9 protein-coding genes are annotated in these 13,026 nt (G+C 40.3%); 4 read left to right on the top strand and 5 right to left on the bottom strand.

The features are described 5' to 3' along the window. The first annotated feature begins 31 nt into the window (after nt 1-31). From LV85_RS09835 to LV85_RS09820, 4 genes are read left to right on the top strand one after another with little or no spacing between them, the layout of a single operon-like run. A complete protein-coding gene (locus LV85_RS09835) occupies nt 32-1,036 on the top strand; it encodes a FecR family protein (RefSeq protein ID WP_111318831.1) in 1,005 nt (334 codons plus the stop codon). A 12-nt stretch (nt 1,037-1,048) separates the two neighbouring features. Next, nucleotides 1,049-4,531, top strand: a complete 3,483-nt coding sequence (locus LV85_RS09830; RefSeq protein ID WP_111318829.1) for a SusC/RagA family TonB-linked outer membrane protein — start codon at nt 1,049-1,051, stop codon at nt 4,529-4,531. A gap of 12 nt (nt 4,532-4,543) precedes the next feature. Beyond that, nucleotides 4,544-5,950 (top strand): SusD/RagB family nutrient-binding outer membrane lipoprotein, encoded by a 1,407-nt coding sequence (locus LV85_RS09825; RefSeq protein WP_111318827.1) that lies wholly within the window; start codon nt 4,544-4,546, stop codon nt 5,948-5,950. Continuing rightward, a complete protein-coding gene (locus LV85_RS09820) occupies nt 5,947-7,098 on the top strand; it encodes a M14 family metallopeptidase (RefSeq protein WP_111318825.1) in 1,152 nt (383 codons plus the stop codon). Before LV85_RS09825 ends, LV85_RS09820 begins: the two co-directional genes overlap by 4 nt. Before the next feature lie 55 nt (nt 7,099-7,153). Here the strand turns inward: LV85_RS09820 and LV85_RS09815 are convergent, their stop codons facing one another. The 5 genes from LV85_RS09815 to LV85_RS09795 form a co-directional block, all read right to left on the bottom strand. Continuing rightward, entirely contained in the window at nt 7,154-7,705 is a 552-nt protein-coding gene (locus LV85_RS09815; RefSeq protein WP_111318823.1) for an RNA polymerase sigma factor, read from the bottom strand. A gap of 155 nt (nt 7,706-7,860) precedes the next feature. Next, nucleotides 7,861-9,108, bottom strand: a complete 1,248-nt coding sequence (locus LV85_RS09810) for an NAD(P)/FAD-dependent oxidoreductase (protein WP_111318821.1) — start codon at nt 9,106-9,108, stop codon at nt 7,861-7,863. A 122-nt stretch (nt 9,109-9,230) separates the two neighbouring features. Further along, nucleotides 9,231-10,229, bottom strand: coding sequence for a 4-hydroxyproline epimerase (locus tag LV85_RS09805; protein WP_111318959.1), 999 nt, complete (start codon nt 10,227-10,229; stop codon nt 9,231-9,233). A 171-nt stretch (nt 10,230-10,400) separates the two neighbouring features. After that, nucleotides 10,401-11,846, bottom strand: a complete 1,446-nt coding sequence (locus LV85_RS09800; protein WP_111318957.1) for an aldehyde dehydrogenase (NADP(+)) — start codon at nt 11,844-11,846, stop codon at nt 10,401-10,403. Between the two features lie 197 nt (nt 11,847-12,043). Continuing rightward, on the bottom strand, nt 12,044-12,934 hold the full coding sequence (locus LV85_RS09795; protein WP_111318819.1) for a dihydrodipicolinate synthase family protein: 891 nt from the start codon (nt 12,932-12,934) through the stop codon (nt 12,044-12,046). Nucleotides 12,935-13,026: the final 92 nt, after the last annotated feature.

The following is a 13,026-nucleotide window of genomic DNA, read 5'->3' as shown; positions in this document are numbered from 1 at the left end:
CTTTTTACTTAAAAAGCGGTGATCCTACTGTATGGCAAAAAATCAATATAATTCACATGTTTATGAGCTTTTGACGAATGAATTATTCGTCCAACATGTGTTTGATCCAAATGAAAATACAGACGCCTACTTTCAGAATGAAATTAGTAAGGGGCGTATTAATGAAGAGGTATTCAAAAGTGCATTAAGCATAGCGAAGAGCTGGAATAAGAATAATGAAGTGCCTCTAAAAATACCAGCCGAGGAAGGCTACTTAGATTTAGAAACTAGATTACAAAAGGAAAAAAAGTCTTTTACTAGTTGGAAACCATTGATTGGATTAGCAGCTAGTATTTCTATAATTATTCTGATAGTAATCGGAACACTTTATAACGATCCAGTTCAAGAGGCAACATTCATCACATTAGAAACAGGATTTGGAGAAACTAAAGACTATCATCTTAAAGACAATTCGGAGATAAAACTATTTCCAAATTCAAGAGTCCGAATTGACACCAGTGATATGAACAGCTCAAGAAAGGTCTACTTGGAGATGGGTAAGGCTTATTTTAATGTTGAGAAAATGGCCGATGCTTCTGATTTCCAGGTGTCATTGGATGATATGAATGTAAAAGTTCTAGGCACTCAATTTCTGGTAGAATCGCTTGAAGAGTCTGATAAAGTGGTCTTGCGGGAAGGTTCAGTAGAAGTTTCCACAGTGGTCGGAGGTGAAAAATTACTATTGACACCTGGACAATCTGCAGAATTATTGCCTGGTGCTAAGAAATTGATAGTAGATGATGTCAACCTATTGAGGGAGTTCGCTTGGTTGAATGGTAAGATATATCTGAAAGATGATTCGCTGAATAAGGTGGCAGATTTGATTAGTAGGTATTATAATATAGAAGTGAAATTCGAATCAGAAGACCTAAGAAATAAAACCTTGACTGGAGATTTTCCAATAGACGATATCCAGCTTTTGATAAACATTTTGGAGACAACCTTGAACTTGTCTATAGAATACGAACAAAACCTAATAACTATTAACCACCAATAAAATGAAAGATTTATGAAATACCTCTACAAACTATCTAGTTGGCCACGTAATGCTTTCGCAGTTTTTTTACTCGTAAGTATTTGTGAGTCTACTTTTGCAAGGCAGGTGGATCAAACTTCAAGCTTGGCCTTAGCGACAGGCAATGGGTCTTGGAGAAGTATCGAGCCCATGGCGAAATTGGCTGAGATCGAACAAAAATTTGGAGTGAACTTCTATTTTGAAAACGATGAGTGGATTAAGAATATTCGCTACGTCAATTCTCCAAATTACAAATTGAAGGATCTTTTCAATGAGTTGAACTCTCTGGGTTATTCAGCAACGAAAATATCAGCAGACAATTATGCTATTAAGAAGGTTGATACCGAAGCTTTTGGAGAATTCTCAGGGCAGGTTTTGGATTTTGATACAAATGAGCCTCTGATAGGAGCAACCATTTTAGTGAAAGGAACAACTTCTGGAGCGGTGACGGATTTAGATGGGAACTTCCAATTGGAAGCCTCTGGAGATGCAGTCAAATTGGTTGTCTCATATGCAGGGTATATCCCTAAAGAAATAGATGCAACTTCTTCGGAAAAGATCGTGGTTCTTTTAAAGCAAAGAATAAGTGATCTAGATGGAGTGGTAGTGACTGCGATAGGTTTGGAAGCAAATAAACGTGAGTTAGGTTATTCAATTGACAACCTAGATACAGATGCAATTACAAAATCCAATGAAACCAATCTAGTAAGTGCAATCTCTGGTAAAGTGGCTGGCGTGATGATTACCTCAGCGTCTGGTTCTCCTGGAGCATCTGCCAATATTAGAATCAGAGGGAATAAATCTTTGAGAGGGAATAATCAGCCACTTTTTGTGGTAGATGGGGTGCCTATTGATAATTCCTCTTCTGGGAATGGGACAGCTGGAGTTGATAATTCAAACCGTGCAATAGATATTAATCCTAATGACATAAAGGATATGAGTATTCTGAAAGGCCCGGCTGCTACTGCATTATATGGTATCAGAGCTGCTAACGGAGCGGTGATCATCACTACCAAAAGAGGCCAGGTGGGGAAAGCTTCTGTAGGGTTCAATACTACCTTCTCTGTAAATGAAGTAAATAAACTTCCGGAAGGACAGCGATTGTATAGCCAAGGAAGACCTTCAGGAGGTACTTTCAATTATAGAGGTCCAGAAACAGGCGAAGCGAATTCCTGGGGCCCTTTATTAAGTGATTTGGAATTTGACGGCGCAACTGATTATCCATATGATCAAAATGGACGTTTAGTCGCTAAAGGGACAGGCAATGGACAGGCAGCAAATTCTTATGATGCATATGATGCTCTATTTGTAAAGGGGATTACCACTGACAATAACCTCAATGTTTCAGGTGGAACTGAGGTTGTTACCTATTATTTTTCTGCTGGGAAATTATATCAGACAGGGATTGTGCCTAATGCTGACTTTCAGAGGACTTCTTTGAAGGGGAATTTCAATGCGAAGCTGACTGAAAAGCTTGAGTTAGGATTTTCGGCAAACTATATAAATTCAGGAGGCTATAGAATTCAACGTGGATCCAATATTGGGGGAGTGACCTCTGGGGTTTTTAGAAATCCTCCTTCCTTTGATATCGGAAATGGACTGACTGGTAGAGATGCTGCTAGTAACGAGAGCAGTTATATGCTACCAAACGGGGAACAGAGATCATATAGAGGTAATGGAAACTATGACAACCCTTTCTGGTCACTAAATAAAATTCCTTATGTAGATGATGTAAATCGAATCATTGGAAATACTAGTTTGAAATATGCTGTGAACGATTGGTTGACATTTTCATATAAACTAGGCTTGGATACCTATTCAGATGAACGGAATTTTGGATGGGATATCAACAGTTCTTCCAATCCCAACGGAAATGTGCAGCAGAGTATAGCCAAAAGCACCAATCTCAATTCTGACTTTTTGATTTTAATTGATAAAGAATTAGGTCAAAACTGGACCATGAATGCTACACTGGGGCATAATTATTTCTCAAGTGAATATCTATCACAATCAGCAGAAGGTATTGATTTGCTAGTACCGGATTTCCTCAATATCTCTAATGCTTCTACAATTTTTGCCTCTCAATATATAGATAGGAGAAAAGTATATGGTGTGTTTGGTGACTTTAGATTTAACTATAAAGGATTTTTATTCATTAATCTAACCGGTAGAAATGATTGGTCCTCTACATTGCCAGAGGATAATAACTCATTTTTCTACCCTACTATAAGCACGGGATTGGAGTTGATGGACGCGTTTCATATTAAAGAAAATCCATTCCTTTCCTATGCCAAATTAAGAGCTTCGTTTGGTTACGTGGGAAATGATGCCCCGATCTATTCTACAGGCACATATTATGTGAATGCTGAGGTAGGTGGAGATCCTTTGTTAGGGAGTAATAATTTCCCGGCTTTTGGTGTCAATGCATTTGAAAGAAGTGCTCAGATCGGAAACAAAGACCTAAAAGCCGAACTTACTTCTACCTTGGAGTTAGGAACGAATTTGCAGTTTTTTGATGGAATTGTAGATTTTGATTTCACTTGGTACAAATCCAATACGACTGATCAGGTAGTAGCGCTGACAATACCTGCTGCAACAGGATATGGGACTATCGTGAGAAATGCAGGTAGAATAGAAAACGAAGGTGTTGAGATTTCTCTTGGCCTTTCCTTAATAAATAGAAGTGATTTTCAGTGGAGTATAGATGGGACTTTCACCAAATACAAAACCCTAGTCGCAGAGCTCCCAGATGGAATTGACAATATCAATATTGCTAATTTCTCTGCAATTCAGTCACTCAACGTAGAGGGGCAGCCATTCGGAATATTGAATGGGACTCGATGGAAAAGAAATGATGAAGGGGAAAGAATCATTGGATCTGATGGATTCCCAATAATGGATGAAGATCAGGGAATAATCGGTGATCCAAACCCTGATTGGTTTGCGGGTATCAGAAACGTTGTGGCTTACAAAGGCCTTTCACTATCATTCTTGCTGGATATTAGACAAGGTGGGGATATATGGAATGGTACAAAAGGCAGCATGGACTACCTAGGTACATCAAAGCTAACAGGAGACATGAGAGATCTGGATAATTTTATTTTTGAAGGTGTAACAGAAAATGGTGAAGTAAATACTACTCCTGTGAGTTTGGCAGATCCTAGCAGTGGCTTGGCTGGAATATTTTGGAGAAAGTATGGATCCCTTGGTTTGGCAGAAGACCAAATAGAAGATGGATCTTGGTTTAGACTGCGTGAATTGACCTTAGGGTATGATTTGCCTCAATCTGTTTTAGAAAAAATTGGACTTCAAAGTGCTAATTTCTCTGTATACGGCAGGAACCTACTTCTTATCACCGATTATTCAGGTGTAGATCCAGAAACCAACCTTCGTGGAGATTCAAACGCCACGGGCTGGGATTATTACAATCTCCCAAACACTAGAAGTTATGGGGCGTCATTAAGTGTCAAATTTTAATCCAACAAAGTAATGAAGAAATATATAAGAACTCTATTCCTCGTTCCAATAGTCTTACTCGCTTTCGCTTGTGATTTTGGAGATACTAATATAGATCCAGCGAAATTGTCAGACGTGGATGTAGCGCTAATTCTGCCGTCGGCAGAAGCGCAAACAGCGAGAAACATTGGTGCCATAGCAGGTAGGATTTCTGGTGCTATTATGCAACACTATACCGGTGTTGATGCTCAGCCTGAAGGTTATTCCAATTACATCATTGATCAAAATACCATGGATACATTTTGGAGATTTGGTCTGTATGCCGGCGCAATGAAAGATTGTGACGACATCATTACTAGGGCTCAAAATGAAAATTTCCCACACTATGAAGGTGTAGCAAAAGTCCTTATGGCTCAAAACCTGGCTATGGCTACTAATTTTTGGGGAGATGTACCCTATACTCAGGGTTTTCAAGGAGCTGAGCTTATACAAGTGCCTTACGACAATCAGGAGGTAGTTTACAATCAGATTCTACAATTACTAGATGAAAGTATAACCTTACTCTCTGGACCAAATGGAGGTAGAGCTGTAGGAACTGATGATTTGATCTTTGCTGGTGATGTTTCTAAATGGATTAAAACTGCTAGATCATTAAAAATCAGGTATTTGGTTCAGTTGACCAAAAGATCTGGCTCCGATGCTTGGGATGAAATCAATGAATTGGCTAATACGGGTATTATAGAGACTATAGCTGATACGCCTACTTTCTACTTCGATCCGAATTTCAACAACTCCCATCCTATAGCCGGGTATGGACTTGATAGACCTGGACAACTAGTGGTTGGCCAGTATATGGTAGATTTAATGCTAGAATATGAAGATCCACGATTTGATAAGGTGACCAAACTGTCAAATGATCAATATTTATTCTATGACAGCAATGATCCAAACTTATTTTGGGCTCAATTTGACTCACCTCAGCCACTAATTACTCCTTCAGAGATTCAATTTGATTTGGCGGAAGCAGCTTTGGTAAAAGGAGACCATGAGGGTGCCAACATGAATTATCGAAAAGCAATTGTTTTAAGTATGGAATTTATGGGAATAGACCAGGAGGAAATTGATGTCTATTTGACTAATGTACCTACAATCTCAAGCGAAAATTCTCTGGAAGGTAACTTAGAAAACTTGATCACACAGAAATACATGTCGTTCTATGGAGTTTCATCTATCGAGGCTTGGAATGACTATAGAAGAACAGGATTTCCTGCTATTACCCCTCCTTCTACAGCTTCTTCTAGTCTCAACCCTTCACTGGTAATTCCTCGAAGAATAGTGTATACAATTACTGAGAAGAATACAAATTCAGAGGAAGTTAATGCGGCTATTGCAAATCAAAATGGCGAATTGATGGATGTTGATACTTGGATTTACAAATGAAAAATAACGCGCTAATAACCTGTGTAGTCCTTACACTCACCTTACTGTCGAGCTTTTCGTATAGTCAGCATATCATTTTGCCGACTAAAACCTTTGATTTTGACAGCATTCAATTTGTATCGGGTTACGCCACTTCAAGACTATCTGAAGTTGCGTATAATTCGAAAACCAAGGAATTTGAGTTGAGCATACACCCTGAATTTCCAGAGTTAAACTCTAGCCCTTGGTATGGATTTGAAATTCAGAAAGAAAATCAGTCCTCTATGAAACTGAGGCTGAGTTTTGAAGGATATAATGCTAGATATGCTCCTAAAATCAGCAGGGATAAAGTCAATTGGACTGCTTTTGAAGACTATAAGATGGAAGGAAAATTCTTGGAAATCACTCTTCCTCCAGGATCCGAAACTATATGGATAAGTGGAAACAACCCTGTGAGTTCTAAAATGGCCTATTCTTGGATGGATAGCGTAAACACTTCAGACAAGAGAGTTTCACTTGAAACAATTGGATTATCCTCTGAAGGAAATCCTATAAATAGAATGATAATAGGTAATCCCAAACTAGACAAAGTAATTATGATTCTGGGCAGGCAGCATCCTCCAGAAGTCACAGGTTATTTTGGGTTGAGAGCATTTATTGATGAGAATCTGAATGGGGACAAAAAATTCAAAAAGTTCCTTAAGGAGTATTCATTAGTTATTTACCCTTTGATGAATCCTGATGGAGTAGACCGTGGAAATTGGAGGTTTAACGCAAGTGATTCCGCGATGGATATGAACAGAGATTGGGGCATTTTCTCTCAGCCGGAAACCTCTCAGGTTTATGAGGACTTTGATAATTTGGTTAATACCCATGATTCTGAAATCGTATTCTCTTTGGATTTTCATTCTACCTTCTATGATATTCTCTACCTAGTCACGGAAGAGGAGGGTACTCTCTCGAAGCAGTTTTTAGACAAGTTCAACGAGGGAGCAGGTACATCGAAGTATTCCGTTAATTCGGTTGATAATGGAGTCTATAAAAATTGGTTCTATAATCATTATGACATAGAATCGATAACCTATGAAATGGGAGATGACACAAGCTTTGATTTGATTAATAAAAAAGGCCGCTTAACTGCTAATATCTTAAAAGAGATAATGCCATAATCACCCTGTAAAAGAGAAGCATACTAAACCAAGTGGAGAAATTCACTTGGTTTTTTTAGTTAACCAATTGGGTTGATATTGTATGAGAAAGTAAAAAAGGAAGAAGAATATAGGAAGAACCTAGATCGTCCTTGAGATTAGAAACTGATTTAAATAAACTGTTCTTCACGCTTTGGGTATTAATGCCTAATATTTGGGATATCTCCTCATTCTTTAATCCACGGTAATATTTCAGATAAAGAATTTCCTTTTGCCTTGCGCTGAGTTTAGCTATCGCATTTCTTAAATCTGCGGACTGGGATTCAAAGCGCTCATTTGCTATCAGTTCATCTTCAAAAGATTCTTTTGAATAATATACCTGATCTAATACTTCGAGAGATTCGTGATTTTTGCTAGCATTGATGAAATCGATAATTCCATTTCTATAGGCCTTGAAAAGATATGGCTTAATATGCAAGATGTTTTTAAACTTATCTTTTTGATAAATTTTCAGGAAAATCTCCTGTAGTATGTCGAAGGCTTCTTGCTCATTTTTTAAAAAATTTCTTCCATATTTTAAGAGGTCTTCATAGTTGTTCTTATAAATGGATTCAAAGGAATTATTCATTGTGGAGATATCCAGCGAGGTAATCTATAATTGGATCTTCGTCATTCAAAATCAATATTAAGTTAAAGATAATTCATCAACTATTCAATTTCTAGGCTGACTGAGCTAGTTGAAGTACGTTAGCGGTTTTTAAACCCTTTGAATTGGTGTCAAACTCAACTATACCTTCCCACTTCAAAACCTGTCAACTCCAAGGTTGTATCCTTCTGCTGATGCAGTTCGCTGATGATTTTGCCTGAGGCAGGAGCCAAGCTCACTCCCATCATGGAATGTCCACTATTCACCATCACATTGGAGTAGCCAGGTGCAAAACCTATGTAAGGAAGTCCATCTGGAGAGCAAGGCCTCAGACCTTTCCAGATTTTACTTTCTTCAGGGAATTTCGCATCGAATTCTGGGTAAAAGCGGTTGATGGATTCGAATATTCCCTTTACGCGATTGAGATTTACTTTTTGATTAGTGCCTGCGATTTCCATCGTGCCACCGAAGCGAATCTGCTCACCATATGGACTTACGGCAACTTTCGACTCCGTCAAAATCGAGGATTGCATAATTTCAGGCTTGTTTTCCTGAAGGAAAGAATAGCCTTTTCCTCCCATCATCGGGAGGTTGAAACCTAATAAATCTGCTAACTCACCAGACCAAGAACCTCCACAGAGAATTACTTTCTCAGTATCAATTTTTCCTTTGTCCGTAATGACAGATTTGACCATCTTTCCAGATTTCTCAAAAGATGTCACCTGCGTGTTGGTCAGGAATTTCACTCCTTTATCCTGCAAATAGCTCTTCAGAAATCCATACAATTTTCCTGGATCCAAATGTGCATCGCCCGGAAAGCGAACTGCTCCACGTGCTTTGACTTCTAAGTTTGGCTCCAAAGTACGAATGTCTTCAGGGGTCAAAATATCTGCCTGCAAACCATTCGCATTCGCAAGATTAGCAAACTCAATTTCTTCCTTCTCCACAGCCTCAGTCTGATAGATCATCATCAATCCCTTTTCCTGCAAGGCTATCTGAGAATCAGGATGCTCATCTCTGAATTCCTGATAGAGTGCCTTGCTGAGCAAACTCAGGTTTTTCAAAACAGGAACAGATCGCTCCACGTGGGCTGGACTTGCAGCTTTGTAGAATTGATAGCACCACTTCAAAAGTTTTGCGTCCAGACGTGGGTGGATGTAGAAAGGGCTTTTGGAGGAAAACATCCAAGAAATGCCCTTGCTGATCATCCCTGGAGCAGCCAAGGGAATAATATGGCTGGGTACGATCATACCAGCATTGCCTGTGGAGCAATTCACTTTCATATCGCCTTGATCGATAACCTGAACTTCAATGCCTTCCTTTTGAAGAAAATACGCGGTAAACAGGCCGATTATTCCGCCGCCGATGATGATGGTTGGTTTCATTTTTTATAGCACAACCTTTGAGGTTTATAAAACCTCGAAGGTTTAATTAATATATACTTTTCAGAAAAGACCTTCGAGGAGATTATTCGCTCCTTTGTCGCTCATAATGACACCTCAAAGGACTAAATCACTTGGAATCCATGCACATAAGGATCATCGTCATCCAGGATGATGGTGTTATATCCGTAAACCTTCGCCCAGCCTTCTATGCTTGGAATGATCGCTGGTTTGCCGGCAATGGTAGTTTCCTCCTCGATTCTACCAATGAATTTGGAGCCAATAAAGCTTTCGTGTATAAAGTCTTCCCCTGGTTTCAAAAGCCCTTTGGCGTACCACTGAGCCAATCTTGCAGAAGTTCCTGTTCCACACGGTGAACGGTCGATAGCTTTGTCTCCGTAGAAAACCGCATTTCTGGCAGTACTGGTAGGATCAAGGGTTTTTCCTGTCCAAAGCACATGTGAAAGCCCTTTGATCGCTGGATGCTCTGGATGGACAAACTCGTATTTTTCATTCATCTTTTGACGAAGCGAGCGAGCCATAGAGATCAATTGCTCGGCTTTGAAATGTTCTATGCCGGGGAAATTCTCCTGAGGATCTACGATGCAATAGAAGTTGCCTCCGTAAGAAACATCCACGATGAGTTTTCCTAACTCATCCGATTCTATTTCCAAACCTTCTGCTGCCAGAAAGCTTTTGACATTCGTCAGCTTCACAGATTTGACTTTTCTGCCTTCTTGCTTGTACTCCACCAGAACCAACCCAGCAGGAGTTTCTAGTCTAAGTTTTCCGGGAGTTTTAGGATAAATCAAACCTTCCTCAATCGCGATAGTCACTGTACCAATCGTGCCATGCCCACACATCGGAAGGCAGCCGCTAGTCTCTATGAAGAGCACCGCGACATCATTCTCCGGATCATGTGGAGGAAAAAGCATTGAACCAGACATCATGTCGTGACCTCGAGGCTCGAACATAAGTCCCGTCCGGATCCAGTCTAGATTATCCAAGAAATACTGGCGCTTTTCCAGCATATTACCCCCCTTCAAAAAGGGAACTCCGCCCGAAACTACCCGTACAGGATTGCCACAGGTATGTGCATCGATGCAGGAGAAAGTGTGTCGTATTGACATGAATTAATTCAAGATTGGAAAATTGAAATAACTTGTCCGCCGTGGCGGGTTGGAAAATTAAGTTGTAAAGCAGAAAGGTTGTAAGGTGTTTGGAATCGGGAGGTACCTTATCAATTATAATTGAGGTTCAATAAAAACTCGTAAATCCCAAATCGTATTTCGTAATTAGCTCTCGAATTTTCCGTTAACCTGTCTTGTAATCTTCAGTGGGTTTCCGTCTTTCAACGCATCCGGAAGCAAATCGGAAGGCATATCTTGGAAAGCAATTGGTCTAGCAAAACGCTTGATTGCATGTGCTCCAACTGAAGTGCTGTTTGCACTCGTTGTGGATGGGAAAGGCCCTCCATGCTGCATAGCATAACCAACTTCCACTCCTGTAGGAACTCCAGCGAATAGTAAACGACCACATTTTTCTTCCAAAAGGTTAATCAGTTCCCCGTTTGCTTTCAGTTCAGAGTTGTCCGCCCAAAGTGTAATTGTCAGCTGTCCGTGAAGTTTTTTGGCAACTTCGATAAGCTCACTTTCATTTTCATACACTACCATCAAGGCAAATGAACCGAAAACTTCTTGCTGAAACAGATCATCTGCGATCCAGTCAGAAGCCTTGATCTCTGCCAAAGCTGGGCTTACATTGATCAAATGTTTAGCATCCGGTACTTTCACCCATTTCAATTCTGAGCGAAGCTGAAGTTCAGTCAGTGCTTTGTAGTATGACTCAGCAATTCCTTCGTGAAGCATAGGCGATCCAGCGGCTCCTTGCAAAGCTTCGGAAACAGCATTTTCAAATCTTCCTGCCAATTCTTTTGGTACGAAAATCAGCCCTGGATTCGTGCAAAACTGCCCAGCTCCCAGTGTAAGTGAACCTACATAGCTTTGAGCCATAGGAACTAGCTCATTGCCTAAGCGCTGTGGGAAAGTGAAGATCGGGTTAACTGAGCCCATTTCTGCATATACAGGAATCGGTTCGTCACGATCACTCGCGATATTGAAAAGAGATTTTCCAGCTGCATAAGATCCTGTGAAGGCTACTGCTTTTGCCAAAGGATGTTTCACGAGATCTTGCCCCATTTTCACTCCTCCTTCTACATGTGTGAAAACTCCTTCTGGCAAACCAGATTTTTTGACCGCCTGAGAAATGCACTCAGCTACGAATTTCGAAGTTCCAGGATGTGCCGGATGGCCTTTATAGATCACCGGACAGCCTGCCGCCAAAGCGGAAATAGTATCTCCTCCTGCAGTGGAAAATGCTAGAGGGAAATTACTTGCTCCGAAAACGGCAACGGGTCCGATAGGAATAAGCATTCTACGAATGTCAGCTCTCGGCATCGGAGACCTTGTTGGATCCGCCGGATCAATAGTCGCTTCCACCCAAGAACCTTCTCTCAGTTGGTTTGCAAAAAGCTTTATCTGACCTGTAGTTCTACCTAATTCACCATTGATTCTACCTTCTGGTAGATTCGATTCTTTCACAGCTATTAGCACAATCGCGCTTCTATTTTCTTCCAGAATTTCAGCGATTTTTTCTAGAAAATCAGCCTTTTTATTTCCTGAGAGGTTTTTGTAGGATAAAAATGCTTCTTGTGCTGCGTTGAAAATTTGATCTAGGTTCATTGGTTTGAAAGATTGAAAGATTAGAAAATTGGAAAATTTCGGATGACCGGTGCCAGATGTTAGATGTCTGTGAGGGTTGAGTTCAAGGAAATATAACATCCAGCTTAAGGATCGTAACCAAAAATAAGGAATCTAAAACTTAGGTTCTGCTATTCGTAGTTTTGATTTATTAATACTAAGGTCTAGCTATTTGATACTTATAAGATTGGTCTTTTCGCCAAACCGTCTGTAATGATTTTCTCAACTCGTTCTCTTTCTTCACCGATCAAAGTCAATCTTGGAGCTCTCACGTGCTCAGATCCAATGCCACAGTGCTGCTCGGCAAGTTTGATGTATTGTACGAGTTTTGGATGAATGTCTAGCTCTAGAAGCGGTAAGAACCAGCGGTAGATTTCTCTAGCTTCATCGTATTTACCTTCGTTGACTAGGTTGAAAATCGTCACAGTTTCCTTCGGAAAAGCACAAACCAAACCAGCTACCCAGCCATCTGCACCCATCACCAATTCTTCCATGGCTAGGGTATCTACTCCGCAAAGCAATTTGAAGCGATCTCCAAATCTATTTCTCATACGGGTCACATTGGAAATGTCGCGGGTAGATTCTTTGATCGCCTCGATATTTTCGCATTCTACCAACTCAGCAAACATGTCCAAGGTCACCAAAGTCTTATAGTCAACCGGATTGTTATAGATCATGATCGGAAGATCAGTGCTATTTGCTACAGTTTTGAAATAGGCAACTACTTCTCTCGCGTCAGCTGCATATCTCATTGGAGGCAAAATCATCAAACCTGCAGCACCCAATTCTTTGGCTTTTACAGCCCAAAAAAGTGCATCTTGAGTCGCACCTTCGGCGATATTCAGGATCACAGGGACTTTGCCGTCAATATAGTTTACCGTCTCGCGGGTCAGTGTGATTTTTTCTTCTTGAGAAAGAACAGAGCTCTCTCCCAACGTACCACCAAGGATAATCCCGTGCACGCCGGATTCCAGTTGGAAGTCAATGTTTTTGAAAAATAGCTCCATATCCAAACTTCCGTCAGCATGGAATTTCGTCGTCACAGCGGGGAATACACCTTTCCAGTTCATATCGTTTTTTTCTTTCAAAATTAGAGGATCAGAGAAATCTTTGAAAGTGGTGATTTAGTAAATTATGGTTCTATATTGATCAATAAATGAGT

This window comes from Algoriphagus chordae (assembly GCF_003254055.1).
In the GTDB taxonomy this organism is placed as follows: Bacteria; Bacteroidota; Bacteroidia; order Cytophagales; family Cyclobacteriaceae; genus Algoriphagus; species Algoriphagus chordae.
Note: the sequence above shows the minus strand (reverse complement) of the source record. Positions and strands in the feature narration are given on the sequence as shown.